At 68.5% G+C, this 17,240-nt stretch carries 17 protein-coding genes; 4 read left to right on the top strand and 13 right to left on the bottom strand.

The window, feature by feature from the left end:
- Positions 1-32: 32 nt before the first annotated feature.
- From ACN6O8_RS07510 to ACN6O8_RS07500, 3 genes are all read right to left on the bottom strand, one after another.
- Positions 33-1,469 (bottom strand): dihydrolipoyl dehydrogenase, encoded by a 1,437-nt coding sequence (locus ACN6O8_RS07510; RefSeq protein ID WP_427990432.1) that lies wholly within the window; start codon positions 1,467-1,469, stop codon positions 33-35.
- Between the two features lie 206 nt (positions 1,470-1,675).
- Positions 1,676-2,404 carry a glutathione peroxidase gene (locus tag ACN6O8_RS07505; RefSeq protein ID WP_427990431.1) on the bottom strand — a complete coding sequence of 243 codons (729 nt, stop codon included), beginning with the start codon at positions 2,402-2,404 and terminating at the stop codon, positions 1,676-1,678.
- A gap of 168 nt (positions 2,405-2,572) precedes the next feature.
- A complete protein-coding gene (locus tag ACN6O8_RS07500) occupies positions 2,573-2,773 on the bottom strand; it encodes a heavy-metal-associated domain-containing protein (RefSeq protein WP_427990430.1) in 201 nt (66 codons plus the stop codon).
- A 162-nt stretch (positions 2,774-2,935) separates the two neighbouring features.
- On the opposite strand from ACN6O8_RS07500, the gene ACN6O8_RS07495 reads away from it, so the two are divergent.
- Together ACN6O8_RS07495 and cueR are read left to right on the top strand one after the other, a co-directional pair.
- On the top strand, positions 2,936-5,209 hold the full coding sequence (locus tag ACN6O8_RS07495; protein WP_427990429.1) for a heavy metal translocating P-type ATPase: 2,274 nt from the start codon (positions 2,936-2,938) through the stop codon (positions 5,207-5,209).
- A gap of 26 nt (positions 5,210-5,235) precedes the next feature.
- Positions 5,236-5,628 (top strand): Cu(I)-responsive transcriptional regulator, encoded by a 393-nt coding sequence (gene cueR, locus ACN6O8_RS07490; protein WP_427990428.1) that lies wholly within the window; start codon positions 5,236-5,238, stop codon positions 5,626-5,628.
- A gap of 65 nt (positions 5,629-5,693) precedes the next feature.
- Here cueR and rlmD read toward each other — a convergent pair whose 3' ends face one another.
- From rlmD to surE, 7 genes are all read right to left on the bottom strand, one after another.
- On the bottom strand, positions 5,694-7,199 hold the full coding sequence (gene rlmD, locus ACN6O8_RS07485) for a 23S rRNA (uracil(1939)-C(5))-methyltransferase RlmD (protein WP_427990427.1): 1,506 nt from the start codon (positions 7,197-7,199) through the stop codon (positions 5,694-5,696).
- A gap of 163 nt (positions 7,200-7,362) precedes the next feature.
- Complete coding sequence (locus tag ACN6O8_RS07480) at positions 7,363-8,115, bottom strand: TorF family putative porin (protein ID WP_427990426.1); 753 nt, start codon at positions 8,113-8,115, stop codon at positions 7,363-7,365.
- A 365-nt stretch (positions 8,116-8,480) separates the two neighbouring features.
- On the bottom strand, positions 8,481-9,089 hold the full coding sequence (locus ACN6O8_RS07475) for a hypothetical protein (protein WP_427990425.1): 609 nt from the start codon (positions 9,087-9,089) through the stop codon (positions 8,481-8,483).
- A 168-nt stretch (positions 9,090-9,257) separates the two neighbouring features.
- Positions 9,258-10,037, bottom strand: a complete 780-nt coding sequence (locus ACN6O8_RS07470) for a 3'-5' exonuclease (RefSeq protein WP_427990424.1) — start codon at positions 10,035-10,037, stop codon at positions 9,258-9,260.
- Positions 10,034-10,888, bottom strand: coding sequence for a peptidoglycan DD-metalloendopeptidase family protein (locus ACN6O8_RS07465; protein WP_427990423.1), 855 nt, complete (start codon positions 10,886-10,888; stop codon positions 10,034-10,036). Before ACN6O8_RS07465 ends, ACN6O8_RS07470 begins: the two co-directional genes overlap by 4 nt.
- Before the next feature lie 17 nt (positions 10,889-10,905).
- The gene (locus ACN6O8_RS07460; protein ID WP_427990422.1) at positions 10,906-11,730 is read right to left on the bottom strand and encodes a protein-L-isoaspartate(D-aspartate) O-methyltransferase; all 825 of its coding nucleotides are present in this window, start codon (positions 11,728-11,730) and stop codon (positions 10,906-10,908) included.
- Positions 11,715-12,473 (bottom strand): 5'/3'-nucleotidase SurE, encoded by a 759-nt coding sequence (gene surE / locus ACN6O8_RS07455; RefSeq protein ID WP_427990421.1) that lies wholly within the window; start codon positions 12,471-12,473, stop codon positions 11,715-11,717. Before surE ends, ACN6O8_RS07460 begins: the two co-directional genes overlap by 16 nt.
- Positions 12,474-12,653: 180 nt before the next feature.
- Between surE and plsY the strand changes: the two genes are divergently transcribed.
- Complete coding sequence (gene plsY, locus ACN6O8_RS07450; protein ID WP_427990420.1) at positions 12,654-13,295, top strand: glycerol-3-phosphate 1-O-acyltransferase PlsY; 642 nt, start codon at positions 12,654-12,656, stop codon at positions 13,293-13,295.
- A gap of 58 nt (positions 13,296-13,353) precedes the next feature.
- On the opposite strand, the gene tsaD is transcribed toward plsY, so the two are convergent.
- Positions 13,354-14,397, bottom strand: a complete 1,044-nt coding sequence (tsaD, locus tag ACN6O8_RS07445; protein ID WP_427990419.1) for a tRNA (adenosine(37)-N6)-threonylcarbamoyltransferase complex transferase subunit TsaD — start codon at positions 14,395-14,397, stop codon at positions 13,354-13,356.
- 108 nt (positions 14,398-14,505) lie between these two features.
- On the opposite strand from tsaD, the gene ACN6O8_RS07440 reads away from it, so the two are divergent.
- Positions 14,506-15,798: an NCS2 family permease gene (locus ACN6O8_RS07440; protein ID WP_427990418.1), complete on the top strand. Its 1,293-nt coding sequence runs from the start codon at positions 14,506-14,508 to the stop codon at positions 15,796-15,798.
- An 81-nt stretch (positions 15,799-15,879) separates the two neighbouring features.
- Here ACN6O8_RS07440 and ACN6O8_RS07435 read toward each other — a convergent pair whose 3' ends face one another.
- Together ACN6O8_RS07435 and ACN6O8_RS07430 are read right to left on the bottom strand one after the other, a co-directional pair.
- Positions 15,880-16,236: a VOC family protein gene (locus ACN6O8_RS07435; protein ID WP_427990417.1), complete on the bottom strand. Its 357-nt coding sequence runs from the start codon at positions 16,234-16,236 to the stop codon at positions 15,880-15,882.
- Positions 16,237-16,341: 105 nt separating this feature from the next.
- The gene (locus ACN6O8_RS07430) at positions 16,342-17,133 is read right to left on the bottom strand and encodes a helix-turn-helix domain-containing protein (protein ID WP_427990416.1); all 792 of its coding nucleotides are present in this window, start codon (positions 17,131-17,133) and stop codon (positions 16,342-16,344) included.
- Positions 17,134-17,240 lie beyond the last annotated feature (107 nt).

Here is a 17,240-nt window from a genome sequence, read left to right as displayed (position 1 = left end):
CCAGGGGCAGCCCTTCTGCATGGCGGCGAGGTTCACGCCGCGGCGTCTTCCGCCTCCACCTGACGCAGCGCTTCCCGCGCCCGCGCCAGCTTGGCGGCCGCGTCGCGCAGCGCGGTGCGCAGGCCTTCCTCGATGACCGGATGGTAGAACGGCATTTCCAGCATGCGCGCCACGGTCAGCTCCTGCTGCACGGCCCACGCCAGCAAGTGGCCGATGTGCTCGGCGCTGGGGCCGACCATTTCCGCGCCCAGGAAGCGGCCGCTGGCGATGTCGGCATACACGTGCAGCAGGCCGCGGTTCTTCAACATCACCCGCGAACGGCCCTGGTCGCCGAAATCGACCTCGCCCGTCACGAAGGTGCCCGGTGTCAGGCGGGCATGGCCCTGCCCCGCCAGCGCAATCTGCGGGTCCGAGAACACCACCGCCAGCGGCGCGCGGCGCAGGCCCTGGCGCACCTCGGGATAGCGCGCCGCGTTCTCGCCGGCGATGCGGCCTTCGTCGGCGGCCTCGTGCAACAGCGGCGCGTCGGCATTGGCATCACCGGCGATGAAGATGGCCGACTCGCCCGCCTGCATGGTGTCGCGGTCGAACAGCGGCACGCCCTGCGCGTTCAGTTGCAGCGAGGTGTTCTCCAGGCCCAGGCCGTCCACGTTGGGACGGCGGCCGGTGGCCACCAGCGCGTAGTCGAAACGCTCGGTGCGTTCGCTGTTGTCCAGCGCCACGTAGCGCACCTCGACCTCGTCGCCGACGCGCTGGGTTTCCAGCACGCGCGCATCCGGATCCAGGTAGAACTCTCGCTGGAAGATCTTGCGGGCGCTGTGGCGCACCTGCGGGTCGCTGATGCCGCCCAGGCTGCCGCTGACGCCGAACACGCGCACCTGGACGCCCAGCCGCGCCAGCGCCTGGCCCAGCTCCAGCCCGATCACGCCGGGGCCGAACACCGCCACGCGGCGCGGCAGGTCGTCCCAGGCGAACACGTCGTCATTGAGCACCAGGCGATCGCCCAGCGCCCGGAACGGCGGCGGCACCGAGGGCCGCGAACCGGTGGCGATGACCACGCGCGACGCATGGATCTCGGTATGGTCATCGACCCGCAGCACCGTATCCGACTCGAAGCGGGCGTAGCCCCGGATCTTGTCTTCGGCCGGGATGCTCTCCACGCCTTCGAGCACGAAACCGACGAAGCGGTCGCGCTCACGCTTGACGCGATCCATCACTTCCGCGCCATTGACCGTGACCTCGCCCTCGACGTGAACGCCGAAGGGCGCGGTGTGCGCCGCCTGGTGGGCGGCCTCGGCGGCCGCGATCAGCAGCTTGGACGGCATGCAGCCGACCCGGGCGCAGGTGGTGCCGTAGGGGCCGCCTTCGATCAGCAGCGCGCGCTTGCCCGCGGCCTTGGCGGCGCGATAGGCGGCCAGGCCGGCGGTGCCGGCGCCGAGGACGGCGATGTCGGTGTGCAGAGTCTTCATGATTGGGATCCCCCGGTGTGGCATGGAGCAAACGTTGTCAAAGGCGGATTCCGCCTTGTTGCGCACCCTCTTGGACGAACCCGTCCCGCGGCGCCCGCCCGGGGGCCGCGCGAAGATGCGGAAAAAGGGAAACCGGCGCGCCGGACCGCGCGCTGCTGGCGCGGCCGCGGCAAGGGAAAGAGGCGCCGCCCCTTCCCCGGCCAGCATCAGGCGAAGTGCGCCTTCAGCTCGTCCAGGCCGCCGATCAGCGCACCATTGATGAACACCTGCGGGGCGGTGCCCTTGCCGGACACGGCGCCGATCACGCGGCCGCGCACCTTGTTCTCCAGCGGGATCTCGATCGGGGCATAGCCCTTGTCTTCGAGCAGCGCCTTGGCTTGCACGCAGAACGGGCAGCCGGGCTTGGAGAACACCACCACCTGGTCGGGCTTCTTGGCCGACGGGGCGACATGGGCCAGCATGGTATCGGCGTCCGACACTTCAAACGGGTCGCCTTCCTTTTCGGGTTCGATGAACATCTTCTGCACCACGCCGTCCTTGACCAGCATGGAGTAGCGCCAGCTGCGCTTGCCGAAGCCCAGGTCGCGCTTGTCGACCAGCATGCCCATGCCATCGGTGAATTCGCCGTTGCCGTCGGGCAGCAGCGTGATGTTGGCCGATTCCTGGTCCTTGGCCCATTCGTTCATGACGAAGGTGTCGTTGACCGACACGCAGACGATGCTGTCGACACCAGCGGCAAAGAAGGCCGGGGCCAGCTCGTTGTAGCGCGGCAGGTGGGTCGACGAGCAGGTCGGCGTGAAAGCGCCGGGAAGCGAAAAGACCACCACGGTCTTGTTCTTGAACAGGTCGTCGGTCGTGACCTGCTTCCAGGTGTTGCCCTCGCGGACGGGGAACGTTACGTTGGGAACACGTTGGCCTTCACGGTTTTGCAGCATGCAATCTCTCCTTGGGTAGCGGGGTCTTGTTTAACCACCATGGAAAGAATGATAAATCGCCACTATCAATTATTCAAATTTAATTAATTTAATTGATTGATAGATTTTCACAATACCTGAACAGCCGCCGCCAGATGCTTTCTATCGCATGCCCGGCGGCGGTCCGCTTCAGACCCGCTGCGGCTCGTAGCCGGCCTCGCGAATCGCGGCCTCGACCTTTTCGGCCTGATCAGTCCCGCTGACCGTGACCCGATGCGCGGGCAGATCCACCGCCACGGTCGCGCCCGGCGCCGCCGCCGTCACCGCGCCGGTGATGGTTTTGACGCAGTGGCCGCAGGTCATGTCGGGGACTTGGAATTCGATGCTCATGGTGATTCTCCGGTTGATCAAGGATCGCCGCGCCGCCGTCGGCGCGAACTCGAACCCAGCTTAGACCTTCCCATTATAGGAAGGTCAAGCATAGAATGCCCCTTGACCTTCCCACGATGGGAAGGATCAAACTGGGGACTTCCCAATCAGACCGAGACTGCCATGAGCGTAGCCAACCCTCCCGTCGAGCTCGAACTCGCCATCGAAGGCATGACCTGCGCGTCTTGCGTGAAGCGCGTGGAAAAAGCGCTGACCCGGGTGCCGGGCGTGGCCCAGGCCCAGGTCAATCTGGCCACCGAGCGCGCCCTGGTGGCCTACGACCCGGCCACGGCCCAGCCCGACGCGCTGGTGCAGGCCGTGGTCAAGGTCGGCTACGAAGCCCACCCCATCGCCGCCCAGGACGATCACGCCGAACGCCAGTCCGAGGCGCGCGACGCCGAGGCCCGGCGCCTTCAACGGGCCTTCGTCGTCGCCCTGGCGCTGACCTTGCCGGTGTTCGCGCTGGAAATGGGTTCGCACCTGATACCCGCCATGCATCATTGGGTGTTGGCCCACATCGGCCAGCAGAACAGTTGGCTGCTGCAATTCGTGCTGACCACGGCGGTGCTGGCCTGGCCCGGCCGCCACTTCTTCAGCAAGGGCCTGGTCGCGCTGTGGCGCCGCGCCCCGGAAATGAACTCGCTGGTGGCGCTGGGCGCCGGCGCCGCCTGGAGCTATTCGGTAGTGGCGACTTTTGCCCCGCAATGGCTGCCGCAAGCCGCCCGCAATGTCTACTTCGAGGCGGCGGCGGTGATCGTCACGCTGATCCTGCTGGGCCGCACGCTGGAAGCACGCGCCAAGGGCAAGACCGGCGCGGCCATCAAGCGCCTGATCGGCCTGCAGCCGCGCACCGCGCGCGTGCTGCGCGACGGCCAGCCCCGGGACATCGCCATCGAACAGGTGCGCAAGGGCGACATCGTGATGGTGCGCCCCGGCGAGAAAATCCCGCTGGACGGCGAGATCATCGAAGGCAGTTCGTATGTCGACGAGTCGATGCTGACCGGCGAACCGGTGCCGGTCGAGAAGCAGCCCGGCATGCAGGCCACCGGCGGCACGCTCAACACCGCAGGCAGCTTCACGCTGCGCGTCACCCACACCGGCGCCGACACCATGCTGGCGCGCATCATCCGCATGGTCGAAGCGGCCCAGGGCGCGCGCCTGCCGATCCAGGCGCTGGTGGATCAAGTCACTGCCTGGTTCGTGCCGGCGGTGATGGGCATGGCGCTGTTGACCTTCCTGGCCTGGTTCTTCCTGGGGCCCACGCCGGCGCTGTCGCACGCGCTGGTCAATGCGGTGGCGGTGCTGATCATCGCCTGCCCTTGCGCCATGGGCCTGGCCACGCCGACCTCGATCATGGTCGGCACCGGCCGCGCCGCCGAGATGGGTGTGCTGTTCCGCCAGGGCGACGCCTTGCAGACGCTGCGCGACGTGCAGGTGGTGGCGTTCGACAAGACCGGCACGCTGACGCTGGGCAAGCCAACGCTGACCGAGCTGGAACCAGCCGCGGGCTATCGCGCGGAAGACGTGCTGCAATGGGTCGCCTCGGTGCAGGCGCGCTCCGAGCATCCGATCGCCCAGGCCATCGTGGCGGCCGCCGCCGGCCGCCAGATTGGCCTGCTGCCGGCCGAAGGTTTCGCCGCCATCACTGGCGCGGGCGTGCAGGCCAGCGTGGCCGGCAAGCAGGTCCTGGCCGGCGCCGACCGCCTGATGGCCGAGCGCGGCGTCGATGTCAGCGCCTTCGGCCAGCGCGCCGAGCAATGGGGCAATGAAGGCAAGACGCCGATCTACGTCGCCATCGATGGCCGGGCCGCCGCCATGATGGCGGTGACCGACCCGGTCAAGCCGTCGGCGGGGGCCGCGATCGCGGCGTTGCATGCGCAGGGTCTGAAAACCGCCATGATCACTGGCGACAACCGCCATACGGCACAGGCCGTGGCACGGCAATTGGGCATCGACGAAGTGCGCGCCGAAGTGCTGCCCGACGGCAAGGTTCAGGCCATCGCCGCGCTGCGTGCCGGCGGCCGCAAGCTGGCCTTTGTGGGCGACGGCATCAACGACGCGCCGGCGCTGGCCGCGGCCGACACCGGCATCGCCATCGGCACCGGCACCGACGTCGCCATCGAGGCCGCCTCGGTGGTGCTGATGGCCGACGACCTGCACGGCGTGCCCAACGCCATCGCCCTCAGCCGCGCCACGCTGGCCAACATCCGCCAGAACCTGTTCTGGGCCTTCGCCTACAACGCCGCGCTGATCCCGCTGGCGGCCGGCGCGCTGTATCCGGCCTACGGCCTGTCGCTCTCGCCCATCTTCGCGGCCGGCGCCATGGCGCTGTCCAGCGTGTTCGTGCTGGGCAACGCGCTGCGCCTGAAGACCTTCCGCCCGCGCGCCGCGCACTGACGCGCCGCCTCACCAGGAGACCTGTCATGAACATCGGACAAGCGGCCCGGGAATCGGGCATCTCGGCCAAGATGATCCGCTACTACGAGAGCATCGGGCTGATCGGCCCGGCGCTGCGCAAGGATTCGGGCTACCGCGTCTACAGCGAACACGACCTGCACACGCTGCGTTTCGTGCGGCGCGCGCGCGACCTGGGCTTTTCGGTGGAGCAGATGAACGAGCTGCTGGCGCTGTGGCGCGACCGCAGCCGCGCCAGCGCCGACGTCAAGCGCATCGCGCTCGAACACGTGACCGAACTGGAACGCAAGGCCTGCGCCCTGCGCGACATGGCGGCCACGCTCAAGCATCTGGCCCACAACTGCCACGGCGACGACCGCCCCGACTGCCCCATCCTGGAAAACCTGGGGGGCGTCCAGTAAGAAAAAGGGCAAGCCCGCTGGCTTGCCCTTCTTGCCCGTGGCCGGATCCGCGCCGGCCGCAAGGCTCACGCCTGGCCTTGCGCCGACGCTTCGCCTTCGGCCGCGACACGGGCGTGGTAGGCGTCGGTCGCCGCCTGCTTGGCCGCGGCCTTCTCGGCGGCCGCGGCCGCCTTTTCCGCCTCCGCCGCCAAGGCGTCGGCCGCCTGCTGCAAGGCGCGCTGGCGGGCGCGCTCCTGCACTTCGCGCACGCCCTCGGCGTCCAGCGATTCGAACACCGCGATCGACTCCACGTGGCCGGTATGCGGGAACATGTTGATCACGCCGGCGCTCTTGAGCAGGTAGCCGCCCTCGTGCACCATGATGGCCGCGTCGCGCGCCAGCGTGGCGGGATTACAGGACACGTAGACGATGCGGCGCGGGCGCTCTTCGACCTTCAGTTGCGACAGCGCCTGCGCCACGGCCTGCGCGCCTTCGCGCGGCGGATCGATCAGCATGCGGTCGAAAAAGCCCAGGCCGCGCAGCCATTCGACGTCGACCTCGAACAGGTTCAGGGTGGCGAAGCTCGTGCGCTCGCCCAGCCCATGGCGCGCGGCGGCCTCGTAAGCGCGGTCGGTCAGCGCCTTGCTGCCCTCCACGCCCACGGCCTCGCGGCCCTGGGTCGCCAGCGGCAACGTGAAATTGCCCAGGCCGCAGAACAGGTCGGCGACGCGGTCGGTGGGCTGCACTTCCAGCAGCTTGAGCGCGCGCGACACCATCGAGCGGTTGATGGCGTGGTTGACCTGGGTGAAGTCGGTCGGCCGGTACGGCATGCGCAGGCCGAACTCGGGCATGGTGTAGGTCAGCGTATCGCGGTGCTCGGGCACCAGCGGATGCACGGTGTCCGGGCCCTTGGGCTGCAGCCACCATTGCACGTCGTGCTTGTCGGCGAACGCGCGCAGCACGGCGATGTCGTGGTCGGTCAGCGGCAGCAGGTGGCGCAGCACCAGCGCGGTCACGCCATCGCCCAGCGACACTTCCACCTGCGGCAGGCGGTCGGGCGCGGACATCGACGCGATCATGGCGCGCAGCGGCATCAGCAGGTCGCTGACGTGGCGCGGCAGCACATGGCATTCGCGCATGTCGGCCACGTAGCTGCTCTTGCGCTCGTGAAAGCCCACCAGCACCCCGCCCTTCTTGGGCACCACGCGCACCGACAGGCGGGCGCGGTAGCGGTAACCCCAGGTCGGGCCATGCAGCGGCGCCAGGATGCGCGCCGGACGCAGCTTGCCGACGTGCCAGAAGGTGTCTTCGAGCGAGCGTTGTTTGATCGCCACCTGGGTGGACGGCTCCAGGTGCTGCATGGCACAGCCGCCACAGACGCCGAAATGCGGACAGCGCGGCACCACGCGCTGCGACGACGGACGCAGCACCTGCTCGACCCGCGCGATTTCGTAGGACGGCTTGCGGCGCACGGTGGTCGCGGTGACCCGCTCGCCCGGCAAGGCGCCTTCCACGAACACGACCTTGCCATCGCGGCGGGCGATACCCCGGGCTTCCAGGTCCAGGGATTCGATACTCAAAACGTCAGACATCTCACGCAGTCCAGAAAATTCACGCAACCCGGCATTGTAAGAGGATTCGGCGGCGGCCCGCGCGCGCCCGAAAAAAGGGGGACTTGCCGGAGACGGCCCACCGGGCAGTCTCCATCAAGCCCCCCAACGCCGGCGCCGGTCAGGACGCCGCCACGGATGGATATCAGAACGAACGCGACACCGAGAACACCGCGCCCAGGCGGCCCGACGGATGGCCGTACTTGGTCGGCAGCCAGTTGTCCTTGGTGGCGCCGACGGCGGCCAGGCCCAGCACCCAGCCCTTCAGATCCTTGGTCACGCCGACCTTGTAATCGACATAATGGCCGATGGAATCGCCATCCATGTTGACCTGGTTCTTGAGCTTCTGGTAACCGAGGTGGCCCACCAGGCCCCAGCCGTCGCCCAGGTCGAAGTTGGCCGTGCCGTCCAGGTACCAGGTGCCCTTGCTGTCGGGCGTGCTGAAGAAATCGCTCGGCGTGTACGAGTACTTGAGGGTGTAGTTGCCGTAGGTCGCGGCCAGGTACAGGTCGGTATTGTTGTAGTTGCCGCCCTTGGGCGAGCTGGAGCCCGGATAGTAGTAATGCAGCACGCCGGCATCGAGCGTGAAGCCGCCGCCCACGTCGCCCTTCCAGCCGCCATAGAAGTCCATTTCCAGGTTGCCGTCGGTGTAGACGAAGCTGGACACGTTGGAGTTCCAGTTGCCCAGGTAGAAGCCGGAGCTGTGGTTCAGGTCGAAACCCAGTTGGGCGGCCGGCCGGAAGTCGGTCTGCGAATAGCCGCGAAAGCGGTAGTCGCTGGCGATCGTGGCATTGCCGCTGAGCGAAAAACCACCGCCCAGGTCGGTGGGTTCGGCCTGTGCCGTTGCAACGAAACAAGCGGCAAGCGCAAGGGGCAAGGCTAGCAACGTCTTCTTCATGGTGCGGTGTCCTGATCGGATTTAACGAGGAGGAGGAAGGCCGTGGGCGCATCCGTCGGGCCGGCGGTGCAACGGCAGGTAACCGGCTCCCCTTCCCTGAAGCAATGTCCGTGCCAGGTTTCACTTGCGTGTCAGCCCACTGGCGTTGCGCTGAAAGCGCGCAGCCCGCCGCACCAACGCGGTGCGCGCCGCCACGGACGCAGGCGGCGGCGCCTCAAAATGGGGCTTGCGCGCCATGGCGGTTCACGGCGCGCAAAGAAAAAACCCGCCCCGCGAGCGCGGGACGGGGCGGGTCGGAGCGGCCCGGGCGCCAGCGGCGGACGGCGCGCGGCCGTCCGGCGGGGGCGCCCGCCGTGTCGGGGGCGTCAGTTGGCGGCGGGCGCGGCCGGCGGCGGCACGGCGCCCGGCGCGTTGCCCGGCCCCTTGCCATGGCGGCCTTCCATGCGCGCGGCGTGGCGTTCCTGCATCTTGGCCTGGCGCTCCTTGAGCATCTGCGTCACCTGGGTGCGCTGGGCGTCGTTCAGGCTGTCCCACACGGCCAGCCACTGATCGCGCACCTGCCTGGCCTGCGCGCTGAACTGGTCGCGCGACTTGTCGGATTGTTCGAGCAGCGCGCGCGGGTCGAGCTTGCCGCTGTCCAGTTGCGCCTTGAGCAAGTCGTGGCGCTGGCCGCCCGACGCGCGCATGGCTTCATGCAGATTGCGCTGGCCGTCCTGCGCGGTCTTGACCAGGGCCTGCTGCTTGTCGTCCAGCTTGAGCTGGTCCAGTTGCGCCTTGGACACGGGGCCCAGGCCCGGGATCCACAAGCCGTCGCGCATGCTCTTGTGGAAGCCAGCGCCATGGTGGCCTTCGTGCATCGCGGCGGGCCCCCCGTCGGCGGGCGCGGCCGCCACGACGGAACCGGCCAGCAAGCCGCCGGTGGCGGCGACCATGGCCAGGGCAGCCAGGTTGGAGCGGAGTGCGAATCGGGACATGTAGGTCTCCTGAAAGTGAAGAAAGCGAGACCATTGTGCGATTGCCCTGGTTTCATCCAGGTTTCGTCCCCGCAAGCTATGTTTCAGTCGATTGCGCCTTCACAGGGCATAAAAACGAGGCCTCGTGGGCCCCGTGTTTTGCGCGTGTCGCGGCGATGCGCGCGGCGCTCAGTTGGCGTCCCAGGCCGCCAGATATTCCTTCCAGTGCGCCGCATCGCTGGCCGCGAGCGTATCGCGCACCAGCGCGATCTCGGCATCGTAGGCGGTGCGGTCGAGTTCGCCACGCAGGAAGCGGAAGCGGCAATACACCAGCCAGGTGTTGACCACGTCGGTCTCGCAATAGGCGCGCACCTCGTCGGCGCGGCCTTGACTCCAGGCCTCCCAGACCTTGCTGCCGTCCATGCCGAGCTTGCCCGGAAAGCCGCACAGCTTGGCCAGCTCGTCCAGCGGCGCGTTGGCGCGGCCGTTGTACTTGGCCAGCAGATCCATCAGATCGATGTGGCGGTTGTGGTAGCGCGAGATGTAGTTGTTGAACTTGAAATCGCGGTCTTCCTCGCCCATGTCCCAGTAGCGCGGCGCCGGCACGCCGTGGATCAGGCTGCGGTAGTGCAGCACCGGCAGGTCGAAGCCGGAGCCGTTCCAGCTGACCAGCCTGGGCGTGTAACGCTCGATGGTCTTGAAGAAGCCGGCCAGCAAGGCGGCTTCCGGGTCGTCCGGCTGGCCCAGCGTCTTGACGCGAAAGCCCTGATCGTCGCGGAACACGCAGCCGACCACGGCGACCTTGTGCAGGTGCAGCGGCAGGAAGTCGTGGCCCACGGCCTCGCGGCGCGCGGTCAGGGCACGCTCGACGACCTCGGCGTCGGGGACGTCGGCGCCCCAGCCATTGAGCTTGCGCAGGCCGTCGGCGTCGGGAATGGTCTCGAGGTCGAATACCAGGGTGGGCGTCATTTGGCGGGCAGGTATTGCATCGGGTCCACGGGGGTACCCTGGCGGCGGATCTCGAAATGCAGGCGCGGCGAGGTGGTGTCGCTCTGGCCGATCTCGGCGATCTTGGCGCCGCGCTTGACGTCCTGACCGGTCTTCACGAGCAGGGTGCGGTTGTGCGCATACGCCGTGATGAAGCCGTTCTGGTGGTTGACGATGATCAGGTTGCCCAGGCCGCGCACGCCGTTGCCGCTGTACATGACCTTGCCATCCGCCGCGGCGGTGACCGGGTCGCCCAGCGCGCCGGCGATATCGATGCCCTTGCTGTTGTTGTTGAAGCCCTGCATGATCTGGCCGCCGGCCGGCCAGGCCCAGTTGATCACGCCGGCATCGGCCGCGCGCGTGGCGGGCTTGGTTTCAGCCGGCGTGGGCGCGGGCGGCGGCAGCGAAGCCGTGGCGGTGGCCGAGGTATCGGCGGGCTGGTCCAGCGGACGCGGTTGCGCCTTGTTGCTGGCGATGGGCGCCGGTTGCGCGACACCGCCGGCGCCGCCGGACATCTTCAACACCTGTCCCACCGAAATCTGGTTGGGATCACTGAGGTTGTTCCAGCGCTTGATGTTCTCGACATCGACGTTGTTGGCACGGGCGATCTTGTAGAGCGTGTCGCCCGGCTTGACGACATAGCTGCCACCCGGCTGGGCGGCGGCCGACGGCTGGCCACCGGTCAGGTCGACGACCGGCGCGCGCGTGCCTTTGGAAGCGCAGCCGGCCAGGATGGCCAGGCTGAGGACGCCGGCCACAAAAACCGGGCGGCGCAGGCGCGTCATGGACACGCCGAGGGTCATATCGGTCAGTTGCAACTGCCCGTTGAGCATACGTTTCTCCTGTTTGCTCAAGATTGTATTCCGGCACGCAGCGGCACAAAGCGCACGGCCTCTAGTTCAGTACGGTTCCAGCTGGCGGCGCCGGTGCGTTCGATCAGCACCAGGCGTTGGTTGGCGCCCCCTTCGGGAGCGATCAGGCGTCCGCCCGGCGCGAGCTGCATCAGCAGCGCCTGCGGGATGGCCAGGCCGGCGGCAGCCACAACGATAGCATCGAACGGCGCCACGCCGGGCAGGCCCAGCATGCCGTCACCGTAGATCAAGCGGATGCGCGTGGTCAGCCGCAAGGCGCGCAGGTGTTCGCGCGCCAGCTCGTACAGGCCGCGGATGCGCTCGATCGAATGCACCTCGCGCACGAACTGCGCCAGCACCGCGGCCTGGTAGCCGCAACCGGCGCCGACCTCGAGCACGCGAGTCGGCGTGCGGTCTTCGCAAACGGCGGCGATCATGCGCGCCACCACCCACGGCTGCGAGATGGTCTGCGAATGACCGATGGGCAAGGCCGCGTCTTCGTAGGCCCGGCTGGCCAGCGCCTCGTCGACGAACAGGTGGCGCGGCACCGTCGCCATGGCGTTGAGCACGCGTTCGTCGCTGACGCCCTGGCCGCGCAGGCGCTGCACCATGGCCTGGCGCAGGCGGTCGGAGTTGAGCCCGAGATTGCCCCCGGCCGCGGGCGCGGGCGCCTTGGCCTGGCTTTGCAGCGTGGCGGCCGAGACGCGGGTGTTGCTGTTGGCCGGCGTGACGCCGGGGCTGAGCCGGCCGGAATCGTAGCGCACCGGGCTGGGGCGCCCGGGCACCGCCTGGGACACGTCCGGCTGGCTTACGCGTCGGCGCATAGCGGCTCCGCCCAGGTCCGGATTTCGTCGAGCTGGCTGTGCTGGGTCAGATCCAGCCGCAGCGGCGTGACCGACACCATGCCTTGCGCCACCGCGTGGAAGTCGGTGCCGGGGGTGGCATCCGCCGCCTGCCCGACCGGGCCGATCCAGTAGACCTCGTCGCCGTAGGGAGTGGTGGTGCGCACCACCGGCTGCGAGGGATGGCGCTTGCCCAGGCGCGTGACCTGGAAGCCGTGCATGTCCTCGAAGCGGCGGTTGGGGATGTTGACGTTCAGCAGCACCGGCGCGGCCAGCGGCTGCGCCAGATGGCGTTCGACCACCAGGCGGGCGGCGCGCGCGGCCGACTCGATATGCTCCCAGCCTTTCTCGGCCAGCGAGAAGGCGATGGCCGGGATGCCGAACAGGTAGCCTTCGCTGGCGGCGGCCACCGTGCCCGAATAGAGCGTGTCGTCGCCCATGTTGGCGCCGTTGTTGATGCCCGACACCACCAGGTCGGGACGCGCATCCATCAGCCCGGTCAAGGCCACGTGAACGCAGTCGGACGGCGTGCCGTTGACCGCGATGAAGCCATTGGAGGCGGTGCGCACCGACAGCGGGCGGTTCAGCGTCAGGGAATTGGACGCGCCGCTGTGGTTGGTCTCGGGCGCGACGACAGTCAGATCGCCCAGGCCTTGCAGCGCCTTGACCAGCGCTTCGAGCCCGGGGGCCGAGTAACCATCATCGTTCGAAACCAGAATTCGCATTGTGCATCCGAAAGAAAATAAAACACCGGTGAACCGGCTGGATTGTACCGTCCGCGGCGGGCGCCGGGATGTCTGCCCGGGGCCATCCGCTCGCTAACCCGCACCCGGGCCGGGCGAGGACCGGGGTAGAATCCGCAGCCACCGAGACCATTGCACTCATAACAACGGACATTCTTACCCATGGCGATCACCGAACCTTCCCTGGCGTTCTCCGCGGCACTCATCCTGCTGGCCTACCTGATCGGCTCCGTGCCCTTCGCGGTGGTCGTCAGCAAGCTCATGGGGTTGCAGGATCCCCGCAGCTACGGTTCGAAGAACCCCGGCGCCACCAATGTGCTGCGCACCGGCAACAAAACCGCCGCCGCGCTGACCTTGCTGGGTGATGCCGCCAAGGGCTGGTTCGCGGTCTGGCTGGCGCAGCGGCTGGCGCCCGGTATCGCCCCGGGCCCGCTGGCCGCGGTGGCCGTGGCGGCCTTCCTGGGGCATCTGTACCCGATTTTCCTGGGATTCAAGGGCGGCAAGGGCGTGGCCACCGCGCTCGGCGTGCTGGTCGCCATCCAGCCCTGGCTGGCGCTCGCCACGGCGGCCACCTGGCTGATCATCGCCGTGTTCTTCCGCTATTCCTCGCTGGCCTCGCTGGTGGCCGCCTTCTTCGCCCCGGTCTACTACGTTTTCGGCTCCGGCCTGGCCTGGCGCGCCCAACCGGCCATGGGGATCGCCCTGGCCATCATCGGCGTGCTGCTGTTCTACCGCCACCGCGCCAACATCACGCGCCTGGTACAGGGCACGGAAAGCCGCATCGGCGGCGGCAAGAAGCCGTGACGCGGGGCTGAGCGCGGGGCGCGCGCCGAGACGAACGAGGGGGCTTCGGCCCCCTTTTTCATTGCCCGTCCGGGGCGAGTTCCGCCAGATCCCAGCGCGGCCGCACGGTGAAGCCGTGCGCGTCCGGATCCAACGTCGCCAGGCCGGCCTTGACGCGTTCGGCCGCCGCGAAAGCGATCATGGCGCCGTTGTCGGTGCACAACGACAGCGGCGGGAAATAGGCCTGGGCCTTGAGCGGCTTGAGCGCGGCGGCCAGCTTGGCGCGCAGCAACTGGTTGGCGCCGACCCCGCCGGCCACCACCAGGCGCCGCAGTCCGGTCTGTTTCAGGGCGCGGATCGACTTGGCCGCCAGCACCTCGACGATGGCGGCCTGGGTGGCCGCCGCCAGATCGGCGCGGGTCTGTTCGTCCAGCCCGCCCGCCTGCTCGGCCGCCTTGACCCGGGTCAGCACGGCGGTCTTCAGGCCGCTGAAGCTGAAATCCAGGTCGCCGCTGTGCAGCATGGGGCGCGGCAGGTCGAAACGCACGGCATCGCCCAGGTCCGCCAGGCGCGCCAGCGCGGGGCCGCCCGGGTAGCCCAGCCCCATCAGCTTGGCCGACTTGTCGAACGCTTCGCCGGCGGCATCGTCCAGGGTTTCGCCCAGCAATGCGTAGCGCCCCACCCCGTCGACCCGCATCAATTGTGTGTGACCGCCTGACACCAGCAAGGCCACGAACGGAAAGTCCGGCCGCGGATCGGCCAGCATCGGCGACAGCAGGTGGCCTTCCAGGTGATGGATGGCGATGGCGGGCAGGTGGCGTGACCAGGCAAACGACTGCGCCACGCTGGCGCCCACCAGCAGCGCGCCGGCCAGCCCGGGCCCGGCGGTGTAGGCCACCGCGCCAATGTCCGACATTTGCAGGCCGGCCTCTTGCAGCACCTGGCGGGTCAGCGGCACCACGCGCCGGATATGGTCGCGCGAGGCGAGTTCGGGCACCACGCCCCCGTATTCCTGGTGCATGGCGATCTGGGTATGCAGCGCGTGCGCGAGCAGGCCGCGTTCCGTGCAGACGGCGGCGACGCCCGTTTCGTCGCAGGAGCTTTCAAAGCCGAGAATAATCATGGCGGCAGAGTTTACAACTGATGCGAAAATACGCCCGTTTACAAAATGACGGAGGGCGCCCGCGCCCTCTTCCGACAACCCGAGCCTGCAAGCACCCTGGGGATAAGAATGCTGGAGAAGCTATTCAACCTGCGTGAACACGGCACGACCGCGAGAACCGAAATCGTGGCCGGCCTGACGACATTCCTGACCATGTCGTACATCATCTTCGTGAACCCGGACATCCTCTCGTCCACCGGCATGGACCGCAGCGCCGTGTTCGTTGCCACCTGCCTGGCGGCCGCGCTGGGCTCGCTGGTGATGGCGCTGATCGCCAACTGGCCGATCGGCATGGCGCCGGGCATGGGGCTGAACGCCTTCTTCGCCTTCACCGTGGTCAAGACCATGGGCTACACCTGGGAGCAGGCGCTGGGCGCCGTGTTCATCTCGGGCGTGATCTTCCTGATCCTGACCATCTCGGGCATCCGGGTCTGGCTGGTCAAGGGCATCCCGCATTCGCTGCGCAGCGCCATCGCCGCCGGCATCGGCCTGTTCCTGGCCATTATCGCGCTCTCCAGCGCGGGCATCGTGGCGGCGCATCCGGCCACCAAGGTGACGCTGGGCAACCTGACCGCGCCGGGGCCGCTGTTCGCCATCCTGGGCTTTTTCATCATCGCCTCGCTGGACGCGCTGCGCGTGCGCGGCGCCATCCTGATCGGCATCCTGGTGGTCACGGTGTTGTCGATGGCGCTGGGCTACAACGAATTCAAGGGCGTGTTCGCCGCGCCGCCGAGCCTGGCGCCGACGCTGCTCAAGCTGGACATCCTGGGCGCGCTGCATACCGGTTTCGTGCATGTCATCCTGGTGTTCGTGCTGGTCGAGGTGTTCGACGCCACCGGCACGCTGGTGGGCGTGGCCAAGCGCGCCGGCCTGGTGCCGGAGAACCGTCCCAACCGCCTGGGCCGCGCCCTGTTCGCCGACAGCACCGCCATCGTCGCCGGTTCGATGCTGGGCACCAGCAGCACCACCGCCTACGTCGAAAGCGCCTCGGGCGTGCAGGCCGGCGGCCGCACCGGCCTGACCGCGCTGGTGGTGGCCGTGCTGTTCCTGGCCGCGCTGTTCATCTCGCCGCTGGCCGGCGCCGTGCCCGCCTACGCCACCGCGCCCGCCCTGCTCTACGTGGCCGGCCTGATGATGCGCGAACTGATCGACATCGACTGGAACGACGTCTGCGAAGCCACCCCGGCCGCGCTGACGGCGCTGGTGATGCCGTTCACCTACTCCATCGCCAACGGCATCGCCTTCGGCTTCATCAGCTATGTGGTGCTCAAGACCGCCACGGGCCGCGTGCGGGACGTGCATCCGGCCACCTGGTTGGTGGCGATCCTGTTCGTGATCCGCTACGCGTTCTTCCCGGAATAACGCCCGCGAAGCCTTGCATTTCCACCAAACCGCCGCGCTTCCCATCCGGAAGGCGGCGGTCTTTTCATCGTTGGGCCGCCGTCAGGGCACGGCGGTCCAGACCGCCAGCTCGTAGCCGTCCAGGTCGGTGAAATGGAAGCGGCGGCCGCCGGGGAAATCGAAGGCTTCACGGCTGATGCGGCCGCCCGCCGCGATTACGCGGCGCTGCGCGTCGGCCAGGTCGTCGGCATACAGGATCACCAGCGGCCCGCCCGGGCGCACCGGCTCGCCGGTGGTGAAGCCGCCCTTCAGGCGTCCATCCGAGAATTCGGTGTAGGTCGGCCCATAATCGGTGCAAGACCAGCCAAATGCCTCGCCATAAAAGCGCTTGCTGCGCGCGATGTCGGCGACGTTGAATTCGATGTTGTCGATCTGGTGGTTATTGCCGGTGGTGCCCATGCGTGTCTCCCGCGGATATCGAAGAAAACCGCATCATCTCCGATTCGCACGGCCGCGTCTTGAACGAAACGGCCAAACGCCAGCCACGCCGCTAGCCGCGCGCCGCTAGCCGCGCGCCTGCTCACGCAGCGCCGAGGGGGTCATGCCGCACAGCGCCCGCACTTCGCGGCTCAGGTGCGCCTGGTCGGCATAGCCGGCCAGCGCGGCCAGCATGGCCAGCGGAGGGTCCGCCGGGCCGCGCAGCAGTCCGATGAAGCGCTGCAACCGCAGGATGCGTTCGAGCATCTTGGGACCATAGCCGAAATGCTCATGGCTGAATCGACGCACGCTGCGCTCGCTCATCGCCAAACGGTCTTCGAGACTGGGCCCGCCGGTTTGCGGCGCGGCCGCGAGCCAGCGGAACAAGGCCGCGGCCCGCGATGCGGGCGCCTCCTGGCGCGGCGCGTCGTCCGCCAGCGCCTGCTGCAGGGCCAGCATCTGGGCTTCGGGTGTGGCGGCGTCGCGCACCCGCCGCGCGACGCGCTCGGCGCAGCCGTCGCCCCAGAGCGCGCCCAGTTCGACCCGGCGCCCCACCAGCTCGGACAGCGACACGCCCAGCCAGCCACGCGCGGCGCCCGGCTGGAAGCGCAGGCCCAGCACCCGCGCGCCCGGCGCCAGTTGCGGACGCGCGGCGACGACGTCGGGACCGACCACGCTCAGGCGATCCCCGGTCCACAGGATGTCCGCGCAACCGTCAGGCAGCACCGCCACATCGGCGGCCTGGTCCGGCGCCAGCTCGCTGCGCCAGGCGCACAGGAAATGCGGGCGCAAGGACGTCACCGGCGAGGTCTCGTGATAGCTGCCGGTCATGCCCGCGACGGCGGGCGCGGCGGAATCGGGGGTCGAGCCAGAGGTCATGGGAACGGGGTTTGCAAGGCCGAAATGACCACTATACCGGTACGCCTGCCACGGTTCGCCGGCCGTCCGGCCAATCGCCGCGATTGAGGGCCGCTATCAACCCGCCA

Source organism: Achromobacter sp. (assembly GCF_050285565.1).
Classification (GTDB): domain Bacteria; phylum Pseudomonadota; class Gammaproteobacteria; order Burkholderiales; family Burkholderiaceae_B; genus Achromobacter.
This window is presented reverse-complemented; position numbering and strand designations above follow the sequence as displayed.

Coding starts and splice junctions, on each gene's coding strand:
- ACN6O8_RS07460 (WP_427990422.1), bottom strand. CDS start 11,730: ATGCGCCGACGCGTAAGCCAGCCGGACGTGTCCCAGGCGGTGCCCGGG.
- ACN6O8_RS07495 (WP_427990429.1), top strand. CDS start 2,936: ATGAGCGTAGCCAACCCTCCCGTCGAGCTCGAACTCGCCATCGAAGGC.
- ACN6O8_RS07480 (WP_427990426.1), bottom strand. CDS start 8,115: ATGAAGAAGACGTTGCTAGCCTTGCCCCTTGCGCTTGCCGCTTGTTTC.
- ACN6O8_RS07475 (WP_427990425.1), bottom strand. CDS start 9,089: ATGTCCCGATTCGCACTCCGCTCCAACCTGGCTGCCCTGGCCATGGTC.
- plsY (WP_427990420.1), top strand. CDS start 12,654: ATGGCGATCACCGAACCTTCCCTGGCGTTCTCCGCGGCACTCATCCTG.
- tsaD (WP_427990419.1), bottom strand. CDS start 14,397: ATGATTATTCTCGGCTTTGAAAGCTCCTGCGACGAAACGGGCGTCGCC.
- ACN6O8_RS07465 (WP_427990423.1), bottom strand. CDS start 10,888: ATGCTCAACGGGCAGTTGCAACTGACCGATATGACCCTCGGCGTGTCC.
- ACN6O8_RS07470 (WP_427990424.1), bottom strand. CDS start 10,037: ATGACGCCCACCCTGGTATTCGACCTCGAGACCATTCCCGACGCCGAC.
- rlmD (WP_427990427.1), bottom strand. CDS start 7,199: ATGTCTGACGTTTTGAGTATCGAATCCCTGGACCTGGAAGCCCGGGGT.
- ACN6O8_RS07505 (WP_427990431.1), bottom strand. CDS start 2,404: ATGCTGCAAAACCGTGAAGGCCAACGTGTTCCCAACGTAACGTTCCCC.
- surE (WP_427990421.1), bottom strand. CDS start 12,473: ATGCGAATTCTGGTTTCGAACGATGATGGTTACTCGGCCCCCGGGCTC.
- ACN6O8_RS07500 (WP_427990430.1), bottom strand. CDS start 2,773: ATGAGCATCGAATTCCAAGTCCCCGACATGACCTGCGGCCACTGCGTC.
- ACN6O8_RS07430 (WP_427990416.1), bottom strand. CDS start 17,133: ATGACCTCTGGCTCGACCCCCGATTCCGCCGCGCCCGCCGTCGCGGGC.
- ACN6O8_RS07440 (WP_427990418.1), top strand. CDS start 14,506: ATGCTGGAGAAGCTATTCAACCTGCGTGAACACGGCACGACCGCGAGA.
- ACN6O8_RS07510 (WP_427990432.1), bottom strand. CDS start 1,469: ATGAAGACTCTGCACACCGACATCGCCGTCCTCGGCGCCGGCACCGCC.
- ACN6O8_RS07435 (WP_427990417.1), bottom strand. CDS start 16,236: ATGGGCACCACCGGCAATAACCACCAGATCGACAACATCGAATTCAAC.
- cueR (WP_427990428.1), top strand. CDS start 5,236: ATGAACATCGGACAAGCGGCCCGGGAATCGGGCATCTCGGCCAAGATG.